The following is a 15,232-nucleotide window of genomic DNA, read 5'->3' on the forward strand; positions in this document are numbered from 1 at the left end:
TACGTGTACGTAAGCTGGCGCCTGTCGTCAGTCGCGTTTGACGGCCGTCAGCCCGATAGTGCGGGTTAGTAAGTGATCTGGGGTTCGTCGGAACCCAATCGTTGAGGGGGTCGAGCCAATGGGGCGCGGCCGAGCCAAGGCCAAGCAGCAGAAGGTCGCCCGGAAGCTCAAGTACAGCTCCGGCGGGACCGACCTTGATCGGCTGCGGTCGGAGCTGGGTGTCGCTGAGGACGAGGGGTCTCCCTCCGGGCCGTCGGGTCCGGACGACTCCTATGGAGATCCTCAGGACGATCTGGTCGACCGTTACGCGGATCTAGCCGACAAGTACTCGGACTCCGACAAGTAGAAGTCGTCGGTCGGGTACTTTCAGGTCGCTCGGACAACAACCGCTGACCTGTGACTTCCGCTGACTCAACCGAGGCAGCGGCGGACAGGTGGATATAGCCGGTGCGAACCACGCTCGTGGTTCGCACCGGCTATGTTCGCGCCCTCCCCCCACCACCGCCCACCGGGGCGGATCCGTGGGGAGGGCGCGAACATGGCGGACGACTCCGGCGCGGTGTCCCGCCCGTCACGCGTCGGGGTGGTCGCCGGTCAGGTTCGCCTGGCCGGCACCGGGCACCACGTCGCCGAGCCGCCATGCCGTGGCACCGCGTTCGGCGAGCACCGCCAGGGCGCGTTCGGCGTCCTCCGCCGAGACGATCGCCACCATGCCCACACCCATGTTGAAGGTGGCCTCCATGTCCTCGCGGGCCACGTCCCCCTTCTCGGCCAGGTAGCCGAACACGGGAGCCGGCGTCCAGGTCGAGCGGTCCAGCCGCGCGTCCAGGTGGCCGGGCAGGGAACGCGCCAGGTTCGCGGCCAGACCGCCGCCCGTCACGTGCGAGTAGGCGTGCACCTCGACCTCCGCGGTGAGGGCCACGCAGTCCTTGGCGTACACGCGGGTCGGTGTGAGCAGGACCTCTCCGAGGACCCCGTCCAGCTCGGGGACGTGCGCGCGCAGGTCGAGCCCGGCCCGGTCCACGATGTGGCGGATCAGCGAGTAGCCGTTGGAGTGCGGTCCCGACGAGGCCATCGCGATGACCGCGTCGCCCTCGCGCACCCGGTCCGGGCCCAGGATGGCGTCGCCCTCCACCACTCCGGTGCCCGCGCCCGCCAGGTCGTACTCGTCGGCCTCCATGGCGCCCGGGTGCTCGGCGGTCTCCCCGCCGATCAGCGCACAGCCGGCCTGGGCGCAGCCCTCGGCGATCCCGCCGACGATCTCCGCGATGCGCTCGGGGACCACGGTCCCGCAGGCCACGTAGTCGGTCATGAACAGCGGCTCGGCCCCGCTGACGACGAGGTCGTCGACGACCATCCCCACCAGGTCGATACCGATGGTGTCGTGCCGGTCCATCGCCTGGGCGAGCATCACCTTGGTGCCCACGCCGTCGGTGGAGGTCGCCAGGACGGGGTCCTTGTACTTGGCCGTGTCCAGGCGGAACAGGCCGGCGAAGCCGCTGGCGTCGGTGACCTGCTCGGGCCGCCGGGTCCGCGCGACATGGCGCTTCATCAAGTCGACGGCGCGCTCACCGGCGGCGATGTCGACGCCCGCGGCCGCGTACGCGCCCGTCGCCCCTGTGCTGTCGGCTGCCACGCGAGTTCTCCTCGTGCTGTGTTCGGGTGGTGGTACGGGCCCGGTGCTCCCCTCCCAGGGCACGCCGGAGCCCGACGCGGCGGGTCGGCGCCGGGCGCCGCTCCGCCGCACGGCTCGTTACTTGGTGGCCAGCTTCGTCGAAGGCGTGCCGCAGGACTTCTCCAGCAGGAACTTGCCCCGGGAGTCCGCGTCGACCTCGATCGGGTACACGCCGTCGAAGCAGGCCCGGCAGAGCTCGTTCTTGGGCACCTCGGAGGCGGCGATGAGCTCGTCCAGGTCGACGTAGGCCAGGGAGTCGGCGTTCACCGACTCGGCGATCTCGTCCACGGACAGGTTCGCCGCGATGAGCTCGGCCCGGGTGGCGAAGTCGATGCCGTAGTAGCAGGGCCACAGGACGGGCGGGCTGGAGATGCGCACGTGCACCTCGGCGGCCCCCGCGTCGCGCAGCATCCGCACCAGGGCGCGCTGGGTGTTGCCGCGCACGATGGAGTCGTCCACGACGACCAGGCGGCGGCCCTGGATGACCTCGCGCAGCGGGTTCAGCTTCAGCCGGATGCCCAGCTGGCGCAGGGTCTGGCTGGGCTGGATGAAGGTGCGCCCGACGTAGGAGTTCTTCACCAGGCCCTGGGCGAACGGGATGCCGCTGGCCTCCGCGTAGCCGACCGCGGCGGGAGTGCCGGACTCGGGAACGGGGATGACCAGGTCGGCCTCCACGGGGTGCTGCTTGGCCAGCCGGCGGCCGACCTCCACCCGGGTGGAGTTGACGTTGCGCCCGGCGATGGTGGTGTCGGGGCGTGCCAGGTAGACGTACTCGAACAGGCAGCCCTTGCGCTGGGCGGGGGCGAAGCGCTGGGAGCGCACGCCGCGCTCGTCGATGGTGAGCAGCTCGCCCGGCTCGATCTCGCGGACCATGGTCGCGCCCACGATGTCCAGGGCGGCGGTCTCGCTGGCGACCACCCAGCCGCCGGCGCCGGAGGTCTCGCCCAGGCGGCCGAGCACGAACGGACGGATGCCCTGCGGGTCACGCGCGGCGTAGAGCGTGTGCTCGTCCATGAACACCAGGGAGTAGGCGCCCTGGACCTTGGGCAGGAGCTCGCGGGCCGCCTGCTCCATGGTGCGTCCCTCGCCGTTGGCGTAGTCCGCCAGCAGGTTGGTGAGCACCTCGGTGTCCGTGGTGGCGCCCCTGCGGGAGTCCGGCAGCATCGCCGCCAGCTCCGGGGTGTTGATCAGGTTGCCGTTGTGGCCGAGCGCCAGGCCCCCCTCCCGCGCGGAGTAGAAGGTGGGCTGCGCGTTCTCCCACACCGGCGAGCCGGTCGTGGAATAGCGGCAGTGGCCGATCGCGAGATCGCCGCGCAGGGAGTCCAGGGTCGCCTCGTTGAAGACCTGGGAGACGAGTCCCATGTCCTTGTAGACGACGATCCGTTCCCCGTCGCTCAGTGCGATGCCCGCGGATTCCTGACCGCGGTGTTGCAGCGCGTAGAGGCCGAAGTAGGTGAGCTTGCTGACTTCTTCGCCGGGAGCCCAGACCCCGAATACACCGCAGGCGTCCTGCGGGCCGCGTTCGAGCGGATCGTGGTCCATGGAGAGCCGGCCGTCGGAGTACGACACACCCACAGCTTAGTGCCTGGTCCCGGAGTCGGGACCACCCGGGGGATGATCCGACCACAACGGGAGGAGTTCGGACAGGTCGGAGCGGGCCCCGCTGGCCTGGACGCGGTGCTCGGCGAGGGCCTCGTCCCAGGTGGTCAGGCCGGTCGCCAGCCGCAGCCAGGTCGTGGGATCGGTCTCCACGACGCCGGGCGGGGTTCCCCGGGTGTGCCGGGGCCCCTCGACCGCCTGGACGGCCCCGTAGGGCGGCACGCGGACCTCCAGGCTGTTGCCGGGCGCACGGTCGGAGAGGACGGCCAGGGTGGCGCGCACGGCGGCCTTGACCGCGGGGCGCAGGGGCTCGGGGGAGCGCAGGACGGCCACGGCGCAGGCGGCCGCGGCCTCCTCGTCCCCGCCCTGGAAGGGCGGTTCGCCGAGTGCGTCGAGCTGGTCGTCCAGGGCGGCGCGCAGCCGGCGCACCGCGCTCGCGGTCATCGCAGAGGGCATGTTCGCACCTTAGGCCGCCGATCGCCGGAGGCGTCCGTTGAGGGAGGCCCGCTGTGCCGCGGAGCGGTTCTCGGGCGGTGGCGGGTGACGGGTGGGCATGGTCGAACTCCAGAGGGGGCACGCCGGAGTGTGATCGCTCACCCAGGTCGGGGGCGGCCCGGTCGGCGTGCGGCCGTCGCAGGTCGGGTGGTGTCCAGGATCACGGGCCGCGAACGATCGGGTTAACTCGACTAGGACTTGTCATTGCGGGGGAATGGACCGAAGGTGGACATCGGACGGACCGGGGGGACCGGTCCTACCTTGTCCGCACGATTGGGTGATTCCTGTCTCAGCGCACCGGTGGCCAGCGCGGGCGCGAGACGGTAGCGTCCCGATGCGTCCCGGTGTTGTTGAGATTGGGAGGATTGCGATGGAACCCGTGTGCCATCGAGTTCCGCGCACGGACATCGACAGATGAACAAGGGGTGACCCGGCGCGGAGTGCCCCGCTCCCCCTCGGGGTAGAAGCCGCGCCGCCTCGTGCTGTCGAGCTGGTCCAGCTGGTCAGCGCCCTTAACATCCACCAAGGAAGACCACCGCACCATCGGGAGAACGACGTGCGCCTGCGCTTGCGCCCGCGTGATGACAGTTACTACGAGATGTTCACCGACTCGGCGAACAACCTGGTCATCGCGGCCCGCCTGCTGGTGGAGCTGATGAGCGACGGGGCCGACCGAGAGGCCATCACCGAGAAGATGCGTGCCTGCGAGCACGCGGGCGATGACGCGACCCACGCCATCATGCGTCGGCTCAACAAGAGCTCGGCACCTCCCATCCACCGGGAGGACATCTACCGCCTCGCGTCCAACCTGGACGACGTCATGGACTCCATGGAGGCCGCCGTCGACCTGATCGGTCTGTACGGACTGGAGCGGCTGCCCAAGGGCATCATCGACCAGATCGAGGTGCTCGAACGCGCCGCGGAGCTCACAGCCGAGGCGATGCCCCGGCTCCGGACCCTCCAGGACCTCACCCGGTACTGGATCGAGATCAACCAGCTGGAGAACCAGGCCGACCGCATCTACCGCAAGCTCCTGGCCCGCCTGTTCGGCGGCGAGTACGACGCCCTGACCGTCCTCAAGCTCAAGGACGTCATCGAGGAGCTGGAGACGGCCGCGGACGCCTTCGAGCACGTCGCCAACACCGTCGAGACGATCGTCGTCAAGAACAGCTGACGCCGCCGGCCCGGCTCCCGCGAGCCGGGTCCGGGCGCCGTTCGCGGACGTACCGTCCGACGTCGCCCGGACGGAGGACCCCCGGCGTTCACGCGGACGGTTCCGCGTACGCCTCCAGGGCGATGGCCAGCGCCAACCGGGCGCGGGGGCTGTCCAGGTCGAGCGAGGCGACCCCCGCCATCCGGCGCATCCGGTGCCGGATGGTGTTCGGGTGCACTCCGAGCTCCCGGGCGGCCTCGTTCGGGTCCCCCAGAGCGCCCAACCAGGCGCGCAGCGTCTCCGTGTACCGGGTGCCGTGCCCGGCGTCGTGCGCGACCAGGTCGGCGACCGGTCCGTCGGCGGGCCGGCGCCCGGACGACGACGCCATGCGCAGCCGGTGCACCAGCACCTCGTCCCAGGACTCGTCGTAGGCCGGCACCGGGCGGTCCGCGCCACCGGGCCGGGAGGCGTGCAGCGCGAGGCACTCGTCGGCCTCGCGGCGGCTGGACGGCAACCGCGCCAGATCCGCCGGACCGCCGATACCGGCGTGCACCGTCACGTGCGGGGGCAGCCCCCGGGTGGTCGCGGTCAGCCACTCACGGGCGGGAGCCGGATCGGGTCCGCACGGCAGCACGGTGTACACGGTGCTGCCGAACACCGTGCTCCGGCCGGGGCGCGACCAGCCGAAGCCGGTGGTGGCCCGCTCGAACGTCATCAGGGTGGCGGCGTGGCGTTCGTCAGGGGTGTGCGCCTGCAACGCCAGCACCCGGTGCGGCGTCGCGGCCAGGCCCAGTCTCCCCGCCGCTTCGGTGGGGTCCATGGCGCTCTCCAACAAGCGGCTCACCAGGTCGGACTCCACCTGCCGCTCCAGATCCGCGCTCACCCTGGTACGCAGCATGTGCAGGGCCACGGTCCGCGCCCCCTCGGCCAGCAGCGCGGAGCGCTCCTCTCCCAGGGGCCGATCGCACACGACCCACAGGGAACCGAGGAACTCGCGGCCCACACGCACGGCCACCGTGGTGCGCCCACCCAGCCCCAGAGCCGGCTCCGGGGGCAGGTGCAGCGGTTCGGCGGAGGACTCCAGGTGCGCGGTCACCCCCGTGCGCTCCATGTGGCGCTGGAGCTCGTCCGAGACCCGGCGTCCCAGGATGGTGTCCAACCGGGCGCGGTCCGAGTCCGTCTGCCGCTGCGAGTAGGCCAGGAGCCGATAACGCGGATCCTCGATGGTCACCGGCCCGTCCACCCGCTCCGAGATGGTGTCCGCGAGGGCGGGCAGGTCGGCCGGGCCGCGCCCCGCCTCGGTCTCGCCGCCCTCCAGCACCAGCCCGTAGACCACACCGGCCACCTGCCCCCAGGACACCGAGGAGTCCACGACCAACAGGGCCACGCCCCGCTCGCGCGCGTTCGCGGCGGCCTCGGTGTTCTCGTGGACCCCGGCGGACCCCGCGGGGCGCACCAGCACCGCCACCGCGCCGGCGCGCACGGCCAGCTCCACCGCGAGCGAGGGGTCGTTCACGCCCACGGCCAGGAGGATGTCCCCCTCCTCCCGGCCGGGAGAGCCGGGGTCGTGCAGGGCCACCCCGCGCAGAACCGTGCCCGGGGCGGGGCGCGACCCGACCAACCGGGTGCCATAGGTACCGAGGATGGTGACCAACCGGTCCACAAGGACCACAGCGCTCCCCCTGTTGTCTCGAACTGACTTCAGCGTAGGCCGAGATTGTCCGGAACGGACAACGGGCGGCCCGGGGTTCCAGGGCACACTTTGGTGACAGAGGGCGACCGTGCCCTCGCGTCGTCGTGCACAGGGAGAGGCCATGGCCGGGAAGGGCGCGGAGGCTCCGCGTACCGTCAGCGTCGTCGGCGCCGGGATCGTGGGTCTGTCGACCGCCTGGTTCCTCCAGCGGTACGGGATCGGGGTCACGGTGGTCGAACGGGACACGGTCTCCTCCGGCGCCTCGTGGGGGAACGCCGGCTGGATCGCGCCCGGACTGACCATTCCGCTCAACGACCCGTCGGTCCTCGGCCACGGCGTGCGTGCGGTCCTGGACCCGACGTCCCCGCTGTCCATCCCGCCGACCACCGACACCGGGCTGCTCGGCTTCCTGGGCGCCTTCGCGTTCAACAGTCGCCGCTCGGCCTGGGAACGGGCGCTGATCGGCAACACACCGCTCAGCTCCGTGAGCCTGGACGCCTTCACCGAACTCGTCGAGGCGGGCGTGGGCCTGCAGGACGGGCCCAAGATCGAGGACGCGCCGGTCACCGCGCTGTTCGGCAGCGAGAGACGCGCCGCCCACCTGCTCGCGGAGCTGGAGCGGATGCGGGCCTCGGGGCTCCCGCTGTCCTACGCCGCGCTGGACCGGGACGCCGTCCGGGCACAGAGCCCGTTCGTCTCGGACACCGTCCGCGCCGGTGTCCGGATCGACGACCAGCGCCACGTTCATCCGGGGCTGTTCACCCACGCGCTGGCCGACGCCGTGCGCTCCCGCGGGGGCAGCGTCGTCGAGGGGTTCCGGGTGACCGGGGTGGAGGCGCGCGGGGACGGTCTGCGCCTCCACTCCGCGCACGGTGAGACCGAGGCGGCGGACGCCGTGGTGGTCGCCACCGGCGCCTGGCTCGGCCGCCAGGGCCGCCCCTGGGGCGTCACCGTCCCACTGCGGGCGGGCCGCGGGTACAGCTTCACCGTGCCGACCGACACACCGGTCCCCGGGCCGCTCTACCTGCCGGAGGCCAGAGTCGCCTGCACACCGCTGGCGGAGGGTCTGCGGGTCGCCGGAACCATGGAGTTCCGCGACATCGAGGCCCCGATTACGGAGGGGCGGATCTCGGCGATCGCCTCCTCGGCGCAGCCCTACCTGACCGGGGTCGACCTGGTCGGCCGCACCGACCCATGGGTGGGCTCGCGCCCGGTCACCGCGGACGGTCTCCCGCTCATCGGTGGGACGCGTGTCCCCGGCCTGTACGTGGCCGGCGGACATGGCATGTGGGGCTTCACCCAGGGTCCGGCCACCGGCCGCCTGCTGGCCCGGGCGGTCGCCACGGGCCGCCCGCCCGAGGCGCTACGCCCCTTCGACCCACTCCGGTGAACGAACGACCCGTCCACCGGGCGCCCCGCCGAACCGTCGGCCGGGCGCCCTTCCTCTTCCCAAGGGAGAAGCATGATGCCCAACGACAGCCGCGTCTGGATCACTCCGGGTGCCCACCGCCGGCTCACCGTGGAGCTGGCGGTCCTCCGGGGCACGGCGGACCCCGCCGAGGCCGAGAGCATGGGGATCCACCTCGTCGAGGGCCCCGACGCCCGTGAGGCGCGTATCCACAGGATCGAGGAACTGCTCCGGGACGCCGTCATCGGTCAGGCCCCGCCGGACGACGGTGTCGCCGAGCCCGGCATGGTCCTGACCGTCCGCTACGCGGACGACCCCGACACCGACACCTTCCTGCTCGGCGCCCGCGAGGGTGTGTCGGGGGAGGAGATGAGCGTCTACTCACCGGAGTCGCCCCTGGGGCGTGCCCTGCTGGGCGCCGCCCGCGGGGAGGAGCGCTCCTACAAGGTCCCCAACGGCAGGACCGTGAGCGTCACCCTCGTCGAGGCCGTTCCCTACCGCGACTGACCCGCGGGGCCGCCCGTCGTGGGCGGCCGCGGCCGCGGGGTCAGGCGGTGTGCGAAATCGTCCGGGCGGGGGTGGTCGGGGTGGCCAGGAGGTCCCTGAGGTAGGTGTGGAAGGCCTCCGCGTCGACCGCCTCGACCACCGTCGCGTTGGGCTCCAGGCCGTGCACGCCCCACGACATCGCCGAGTAGCCGCGGGTCAGCTCGCCCGCCGTCTCCACGTCCACGTGGTAGCGGCCGGTGCGCAGGACCAGCTCCGGGTGGAGCAGCACGGCGGCGGTGAGGGAGTCGGGGTGGGTCGTGCCGTCGATGCCCACGCTGCGGTCGAACTCCAGCGTGGGCGCGCACACCCGGGTGAAGAAGTCGGACAGCGGCGTGCCCAGGGCGGAGATCGCGTCCAGCCGCTCCTGCCCGAACACCGCGTCGCGCAGCGTGAGCGGGTCCCACGGGACCACCGTGACCTCGAAGCCCGCCGCGAAGACGGCCTTGGCGGCCTCGGGGTCGACGTAGAAGTTGAACTCCGCGGCGGCCGTGATGTTGCCGCGCGCGTTGTTGGAGCCGCCCATGACGTAGAGCGCGCCCACGTTGCGCACGAAGGCGGGGTCCTTGGCCGCGGCCATCGCGATGTTGGTCAGCGGGCCGATCGCCACGACCGACAGCTCGCCCGGGTGCTCGGCGGCCAGGCGGATCAGCGCGTCCACCGCGTGCTCGGCCTCGGGCTCCAGCCCGGTCTGGTCCATCCGCAGCCCGCCGGAGCCGTCTCCGTGGACGTTCTCCGCGCTCACCCAGGGGCGCATGAGGGGCGCGCGGCAGCCGAGGTGGACCGGGACGTCGCGGTCCGCGACGTTGAGCGTGAGGAAGGCGTTGCGCACCTGCTGGTCGAAGCCCACGTTCCCGGCCACCATGGTGACGGCGCGCAGGTCGGCCGCGGGGTCCAGCAGTCCGACCAGGAGGGCGACGCAGTCGTCCTGGGCGGTGTCGGTGTCGATCACCAGGGGTACGGGCACGGGGAGCTCCTCACGGTCGGACTCCTGAGAACCTACCGGAACGCGGGCCCCGTCCCACCTCGGGGCCGCAGCTCTGACCTGGGGTTACCCGAAGCGGCCCACCCATCACCGGTCGCGCACGCTCAGCTTTATCCGAAGCGGCCGGTGATATAGTTCTCGGTCTCCTTCTGCTCCGGGCGGGTGAACATCTGGTTCGTCTCGCCCATCTCGATGAGCCGGCCCGGCTTGCCCGGGGCCGAGAGGTTGAAGAAGGCCGTGCGGTCGGACACACGCGCCGCCTGCTGCATGTTGTGCGTGACGATGACGATCGTGTAGTCCTCCTTCAACTGGTGGATGAGGTCCTCGATCGCCAGCGTCGAGATCGGGTCCAGGGCCGAGCAGGGCTCGTCCATCAGCAGCACCGACGGCTTGACCGCCGTGGCCCGCGCGATGCACAGGCGCTGCTGCTGTCCGCCGGACAGGCCCGCACCGGGCTTGTTCAGCCGGTCCTTGACCTCCCCCCACAGGTTCGCGCCGCGCAGCGAGTTCTCGACCAGTTCGTCGGCCTGCGCCTTGCTCATCCGCTTGTTGTTGAGCCTGGCGCCGGCGATGACGTTGTCGTAGATGGACATCGTCGGGAAGGGGTTGGCCTTCTGGAAGACCATGCCGACCTCGCTGCGGACCATCACCGGGTCCACGTCGGGGCCGTAGATGTCCAGGTCGTCCAGGAGCACCTTGCCCTCGGCGCGGGCGCCGGGGGTCACCTCGTGCATCCGGTTGAGCGTGCGCAGGAAGGTGGACTTGCCGCAGCCGGAGGATCCGATGAACGCCGTCACCGATCGCGGCTCGATGGTCATCGACACGTCCTCGACGGCGAGGAAGTCGCCGTAGTAGACGTGGAGGCCGGAGACGTCGATTCTTTTCGCCACTGGATGGTTCCTCGTGAGTTCAGGTGCCGAGCGCGGAGCGTGGGCGGTGGTCAGCGGGACTTGGGCGCGAACAGTCGGCCGATGAGGCGGGCCAGGAAGAAGAGCAGCATGACCGTCAGGATCAGGGTCAGCGCGGCGCCCCAGGCCCGCTCGTAGTTGACGGCGTCGCCCATGCGCACCTGGGAGTAGATGAAGACCGGGAGGCTCATCATCTGGCCGTCGAACAGGTTCCAGTTGATCGACACCGCCGACGATCCCGCGGTGAGGACCAACGGCGCCGTCTCACCGATAACGCGCGCGATGGCGAGCATGATTCCGGTGGTCAGGCCCGCGGCGGACGTGGGCAGCACCACCTTGGTGATCGTGCGCCACTTGGGCACGCCCAGGGCGTAGGAGGCCTCGCGCAGGTCCCGGGGGACCAGCCGCAGCATCTCCTCGCTGGAGCGCACGACCACGGGGATCATCAGCACGGAGAGCGAGATCGCGCCCGCCGCGCCGTTGGTGTGGCCGGGGCCGAACAGCATCATCCACAGCGCCACGACGAAGAGTCCGGCGACGATGGACGGGATGCCGGTCATGACGTCGACGAAGAACGTGATGACGCGCTTCATCCGGCCCTCGGCGTACTCCACGAGGTAGACGGCGCTCATCACGCCGACGGGCACCGCGATGAGCGTGGCCATGCCGGTGATCGCCAGCGTGCCGACGATCGCGTGGTAGACGCCGCCCGCGTCCATGCTCGGCAGGACGCCGTTCATCGACACGGTGAGGAAGTAGCCGTCGAACCGCGCCATGCCGTTCTGGGCCACGGTCCACAGCAGCGACACCAGCGGCAGCATGGCCAGCAGGAAGCACCCGTAGACCAGCGCGGTGACCAGCCGGTCGGTGGCCTTGCGGCCGCCCTCCACCCGCGCGGACACGGTCACGACGATGGCGGTGTAGGCGACGGCGGTCAGGATCGCCCACAGGGCGAACCCGAAGGTGGAGAAGGCCAGGAGGACCCCCGCGACGACCGCGGCGGTGGACGCCAGCAGGACGGCGGGGAAGCGGTGCGGCAGGGCGCCGCGGCGCAGGTCGAGTGCGCTCCGGGTCGCCTCGGGCTCCGGGGGCTGCGTGGTCGTCGTGCTCATCAGGACTCCTTGCTGCCCCGCGCCACGATGTAGCGCGCGCCCATGTTGACGGCCAGGGTGATCGCGAACAGGACCAGGCCCGCGGCGATCAGCGCGGACACCCCGTACCCGGTCGCCTCCGGGTACTGGAGGGCGATGTGCGCGGCGATGGTCTGGTTGCCGCTCTGCAGCAGGTGGAAGGACATCATCAGCGAGGGCGAGAGGATCATGGCCACGGCCATCGTCTCGCCGAGCGCGCGTCCCATGCCGAGCATCGCGCCGCCGACGATCCCCGACTTGCCGAACGGCAGGACGGCCAGCCGGATCATCTCCCAGCGCGTCGCCCCCATGGCCAGGGCGGCCTCGCGGTGCCCCTGGGGCACCTGGTGGAAGACGTCGCGCGACATCGCGGTGATGATCGGCAGGATCATCACCGCGAGCACGATGCCGGCGGTGAGCATCGTGCGGGCGGAGGTGGAGGCGGGCCCGGCGAACAGCGGGATCCAGCCCAGGTGCTCGGCCATCTTCTGGTAGACGGGCACGAGCTGCGGCGCCAGGAAGCCGATGCCCCACAGGCCGTAGACGACGCTGGGGATCGCCGCGAGCAGGTCCACCAGGTACCCGAGCAGGGACGCGAGTTTGCGGGGGGCGTAGTAGACGATGAACAGCGCGATCCCGATGGCGATCGGAGTGGCCAGCGCCAGGGCGATGGCGGCGGCGAGCACGGTGCCGAACGCCAGCATGCCGACGCCGAAGGCGGGCGACTCCCGGTCGTTGGCCTCCCACACGTTCGAGGTGAGGAAGTTGGCCGTGTTCGCGGACAGGGAGGGCCACGCCTGGATGATCAGGAACGCGGCGACCCCGGCGAGGATCGCCAGGATCAGCAGGCCCGAGCCTCGGGCGAGCCCGGCGAAGGCGGTGTCACCGATCCGGCGCCGGCCCGCGGGCGGCCGTGGGGCCGCCTCGGGCGCGTCCGTGGTCGTCATGGGTGCTCCGGTTCGGGTTCGGGGCGGGTTCGCCCGGTACGAACGGGTTCGTCCGCACGTGCCGGGTCTCGGCGCGTGGTGGTGCCGGTGGGGCCGGCTGGTTCCGGTGCGCATTCTGCCTGCCGGAGGCCGCTGTGAGGCGGATGTGGCCGGTGGGCCTCCGAACGTGTCACGGCCACCGCGCGCGGAATGGCCGTGCCGCACCGAATGTGAAGGTAGGCGGGCTAGGTGACCAGTTGTCCCAGGGAAGGTGAACGGAAGATGAACGGGAAATCGCACTCCCGTGGCGCACGGTGGTTGCTCCGGTTAATGTGACGATGCGCACGTCACCGGAGCGGCCCGTTCCCGGTCACTCGCCGGGGGCGTACATCACGTCGGTGTCCCACATCCCGAAGCCGAGCGACTCGTACAGGCGCACCGCGGCCTCGTTGTCACCGTCGACGTACAGGTGCACCCACGGCAGTCCGGCGTCCCGCAGGTGCCGCAGGCCGGCCAGCGTCAGGGCGCGGCCCAGCCCGCTGCCCTGCCAGTCGGGGTCCACGCCCACCACGTACACCTCGCCGACGGCCTCGGTGTCGGAGAGCCCGGCGCCGTCCCGGTGGACCTTGGTCCAGTGGAACGCGGCGACCGAGCCGTCGGTGGTGGCGGCGAGGAAGAAGCCGTGCGGGTCGAACCAGTCCTCCACCTCGCGCTGGAGGAGGTCGTCCAGCGTCAGCTGGCCCTGTTCCGGGTGGTCGGCGAACGCGCGGGCGTTGGCGGCCAGCCACGCCTGCTCGTCCTGGCCGACCACGAACGGCCGCACGCGCACCCGGGCGGCCACGTCCGGGCGCAGCTCAGGTTCGGGCAGCTCCGGGGCGGCCCAGGGGCCGCCCGGCGCGTCGGCGGGGACGTCGCGCAGCGGCATGCGCATCTTGTGGAGTTCGCGGACCGGGCGCCAGCCGTCGGCGGCGGCCACGGCGGCCGCCTGGGGCGTGCGGCCGTGGGCCCACACGCGCACACCGTGCGGACCGGCGTCGGCGTGGACGGAGTGCAGCAGGGCCTTGCCGTGGCCGCGGCCGCGGTGGGCAGGGTCGACCACGATCTCGCCCGAGTCGGGCTCGCCGGCCACGCGCTCGACGAACGCGAAGCCGACGACGCGGTCGTCGGCGGTGATCACGTGGAAGCGGCTGCTGCCCGAGGGCGCGCCGTGGCGCACACGCAGGACGGTGTGCTCGGACAGCGGGGCGACGCCGTCGGCGCGTCGCGCGGCCTCGGCGAGTGCCAGGACGTCGTTGGCCGGCTCGCGGGCCAGGTCGTCGGTGACCAGCGGGGTGCTCATGGGGCGAGATCCTACGTCCCCGGGGCCCGGCGGTGCGTGACAGGCCCCGGGTCGGGGCTTGCGGCGGCCGGCGCGGCGGTCGCGCGGCGCCCTGAGCGCACACGGCGGTCCCCCGCCCGCGGCGCGGACGGGGGACCGGAGTGCGGTGGTCGCGGGGCGGTCAGCCCTTGCGGCGCTTGCCCTGGTAGCCGGAGCCGACCCGGACCCGGCGGGCCGGGGCGAGCGGTGTGGCCAGCAGCAGGGCCAGCAGGAGCGCGGCCAGCAGCACGGCCGGCGCCCAGTTGGGGCCCAGATCGCTGGTGTCGGCGGCGACCTCGGTGCCGCCGTCGCCGGCGTCGTCGTCGGAGGACGGCGTCACCAGCGGCAGCTCGGCGAGGTCCTCCGAGCCTCCGGTGACACCGGGCAGGTCGGCCTCGTCCCGTGGAAGGGTCGGGATGTCGCTGTCGCTGGTCGGAACGTCGTCGACACCGGAGCCCGACCCGGAGCCAGAGCCAGAGCCGGAACCCGATCCCGACCCGGAACCCGATCCCGAGCCGCTGGAGCCGTTCGAGGAGTTCGACGAGCTCGGGCCGCTCGGCGTACGGGACGACGAGGGCGTCGACGGGGGAGGGGACGAGGTCTCGGGGTCGTCCGTGTCGTCCGTCGGCCGCTCCGACGCGGGCGGAGTGGGCCGGTCGCTCTCGTCCGGCGACTCGCTCCCGTTCGGCGGGTCGGGCGTGGGAGTGGGAGTCGGGGCCACGGGCGGATCGGTGTGGAACACCGTGACCGACCACGCGCCCGAGGTCGCGGTCACCACGGCCCCGGAGTCGATCGCGGAGCAGCCGGTCTCGGGGTCGGCGAGCGCGTAGGCCAGGGTGGCGACGACGTCGGTGTCCCGTCGCGGCGAGCCCGCGACCTGTCCGACGTCCGCCTTGTGGCCGGGTTCGAGCAGCTGGGCGGAGAACCCCTCGGCCGAGAACTCCCGGACCTCGACGGTCAGGTCCACCAGGCAGATCGGCGCGTCACCGTCGTTGGTCGCGGTGACCGGGTTGGGCTCCGCCGACGAGCCGAGCCGCACCCGGTCGGCGGAGCGGTGGAACGCGATCGCGGCCGACGGGGTCGGCGCGGGCGGCGAAGGGCTGGTCGAGGGCGAGGGCGAGGGCGAAGCCGAGGGGCTCGGCTCGGAGGAGGACGAGGGGGAGGGCGTGGGCGAAGGGCTCGGGTCGGCGTGGGCCGGTGCGGTCAGGGCGACGAGGCCGGAGCCGACGAAGACCGCGCAGAGGGGGATGCCGAAGCGGCGTCTGAGGGGAGTCCGTGCGCTCGCGGCGGTGGTGGGCATCGGGGCGGTTCCCTCCTTAGGGCGATGCGCCTGACTTGCCTCACCCGCCCGGGGAGCGTA

The 15,232-nt window shown here is 72.1% G+C and carries 14 protein-coding genes; 4 read left to right on the forward strand and 10 right to left on the reverse strand.

Annotated elements, in window-relative coordinates; all coding sequences use genetic code 11:
- Positions 1-118: 118 nt before the first annotated feature.
- Positions 119-346, forward strand: coding sequence for a DUF3073 domain-containing protein (locus HNR10_RS17995; protein WP_179825067.1), 228 nt, complete (start codon positions 119-121; stop codon positions 344-346).
- Positions 347-571: 225 nt separating this feature from the next.
- Here the strand turns inward: HNR10_RS17995 and purM are convergent, their stop codons facing one another.
- From purM to HNR10_RS18010, 3 genes are all read right to left on the reverse strand, one after another.
- Entirely contained in the window at positions 572-1,636 is a 1,065-nt protein-coding gene (gene purM, locus HNR10_RS18000; RefSeq protein ID WP_179825069.1) for a phosphoribosylformylglycinamidine cyclo-ligase, read from the reverse strand.
- A gap of 117 nt (positions 1,637-1,753) precedes the next feature.
- Positions 1,754-3,244, reverse strand: a complete 1,491-nt coding sequence (purF, locus tag HNR10_RS18005) for an amidophosphoribosyltransferase (protein WP_179825071.1) — start codon at positions 3,242-3,244, stop codon at positions 1,754-1,756.
- Between the two features lie 9 nt (positions 3,245-3,253).
- Complete coding sequence (locus tag HNR10_RS18010; RefSeq protein WP_179825073.1) at positions 3,254-3,730, reverse strand: sterol carrier family protein; 477 nt, start codon at positions 3,728-3,730, stop codon at positions 3,254-3,256.
- 595 nt (positions 3,731-4,325) lie between these two features.
- Here HNR10_RS18010 and HNR10_RS18015 point away from each other — a divergent pair.
- Positions 4,326-4,943, forward strand: coding sequence for a DUF47 domain-containing protein (locus HNR10_RS18015; RefSeq protein ID WP_053616805.1), 618 nt, complete (start codon positions 4,326-4,328; stop codon positions 4,941-4,943).
- A gap of 88 nt (positions 4,944-5,031) precedes the next feature.
- On the opposite strand, the gene HNR10_RS18020 is transcribed toward HNR10_RS18015, so the two are convergent.
- The gene (locus HNR10_RS18020; protein WP_179825079.1) at positions 5,032-6,594 is read right to left on the reverse strand and encodes a PucR family transcriptional regulator; all 1,563 of its coding nucleotides are present in this window, start codon (positions 6,592-6,594) and stop codon (positions 5,032-5,034) included.
- A 142-nt stretch (positions 6,595-6,736) separates the two neighbouring features.
- Here HNR10_RS18020 and HNR10_RS18025 point away from each other — a divergent pair, with 142 nt between their 5' ends.
- Both HNR10_RS18025 and HNR10_RS18030 read left to right on the forward strand, forming a co-directional pair.
- Positions 6,737-8,005: an NAD(P)/FAD-dependent oxidoreductase gene (locus HNR10_RS18025; RefSeq protein ID WP_179825080.1), complete on the forward strand. Its 1,269-nt coding sequence runs from the start codon at positions 6,737-6,739 to the stop codon at positions 8,003-8,005.
- A gap of 75 nt (positions 8,006-8,080) precedes the next feature.
- Complete coding sequence (locus HNR10_RS18030) at positions 8,081-8,530, forward strand: GreA/GreB family elongation factor (protein ID WP_179825081.1); 450 nt, start codon at positions 8,081-8,083, stop codon at positions 8,528-8,530.
- A 40-nt stretch (positions 8,531-8,570) separates the two neighbouring features.
- Here the strand turns inward: HNR10_RS18030 and HNR10_RS18035 are convergent, their stop codons facing one another.
- From HNR10_RS18035 to HNR10_RS18060, 6 genes are all read right to left on the reverse strand, one after another.
- A complete protein-coding gene (locus tag HNR10_RS18035) occupies positions 8,571-9,533 on the reverse strand; it encodes a nucleoside hydrolase (protein WP_179825082.1) in 963 nt (320 codons plus the stop codon).
- A 128-nt stretch (positions 9,534-9,661) separates the two neighbouring features.
- Positions 9,662-10,441, reverse strand: a complete 780-nt coding sequence (pstB, locus tag HNR10_RS18040) for a phosphate ABC transporter ATP-binding protein PstB (protein WP_179825083.1) — start codon at positions 10,439-10,441, stop codon at positions 9,662-9,664.
- Positions 10,442-10,491: 50 nt separating this feature from the next.
- On the reverse strand, positions 10,492-11,571 hold the full coding sequence (gene pstA, locus HNR10_RS18045) for a phosphate ABC transporter permease PstA (protein WP_179825085.1): 1,080 nt from the start codon (positions 11,569-11,571) through the stop codon (positions 10,492-10,494).
- The gene (gene pstC / locus HNR10_RS18050) at positions 11,571-12,536 is read right to left on the reverse strand and encodes a phosphate ABC transporter permease subunit PstC (protein ID WP_179825087.1); all 966 of its coding nucleotides are present in this window, start codon (positions 12,534-12,536) and stop codon (positions 11,571-11,573) included. The genes pstA and pstC overlap by 1 nt, the downstream gene beginning before the upstream one ends.
- Positions 12,537-12,885: 349 nt before the next feature.
- The gene (gene mshD / locus HNR10_RS18055; protein ID WP_179825089.1) at positions 12,886-13,854 is read right to left on the reverse strand and encodes a mycothiol synthase; all 969 of its coding nucleotides are present in this window, start codon (positions 13,852-13,854) and stop codon (positions 12,886-12,888) included.
- A gap of 160 nt (positions 13,855-14,014) precedes the next feature.
- Positions 14,015-15,172 (reverse strand): hypothetical protein, encoded by a 1,158-nt coding sequence (locus HNR10_RS18060; protein WP_179825090.1) that lies wholly within the window; start codon positions 15,170-15,172, stop codon positions 14,015-14,017.
- Between the last annotated feature and the right edge of the window lie 60 nt (positions 15,173-15,232).

Source organism: Nocardiopsis aegyptia (assembly GCF_013410755.1).
Taxonomy (GTDB): domain Bacteria; phylum Actinomycetota; class Actinomycetes; order Streptosporangiales; family Streptosporangiaceae; genus Nocardiopsis; species Nocardiopsis aegyptia.

What these genes read in the sequence shown, in the direction of transcription:
- HNR10_RS17995 (WP_179825067.1), top strand. Translation starts at nt 119, where the DNA reads ATGGGGCGCGGCCGAGCCAAGGCCAAGCAGCAGAAGGTCGCCCGGAAG.
- HNR10_RS18010 (WP_179825073.1), bottom strand. Translation starts at nt 3,730, where the DNA reads ATGCCCTCTGCGATGACCGCGAGCGCGGTGCGCCGGCTGCGCGCCGCC.
- HNR10_RS18025 (WP_179825080.1), top strand. Translation starts at nt 6,737, where the DNA reads ATGGCCGGGAAGGGCGCGGAGGCTCCGCGTACCGTCAGCGTCGTCGGC.
- HNR10_RS18030 (WP_179825081.1), top strand. Translation starts at nt 8,081, where the DNA reads ATGCCCAACGACAGCCGCGTCTGGATCACTCCGGGTGCCCACCGCCGG.
- pstA (WP_179825085.1), bottom strand. Translation starts at nt 11,571, where the DNA reads ATGAGCACGACGACCACGCAGCCCCCGGAGCCCGAGGCGACCCGGAGC.
- pstC (WP_179825087.1), bottom strand. Translation starts at nt 12,536, where the DNA reads ATGACGACCACGGACGCGCCCGAGGCGGCCCCACGGCCGCCCGCGGGC.
- mshD (WP_179825089.1), bottom strand. Translation starts at nt 13,854, where the DNA reads ATGAGCACCCCGCTGGTCACCGACGACCTGGCCCGCGAGCCGGCCAAC.
- HNR10_RS18060 (WP_179825090.1), bottom strand. Translation starts at nt 15,172, where the DNA reads ATGCCCACCACCGCCGCGAGCGCACGGACTCCCCTCAGACGCCGCTTC.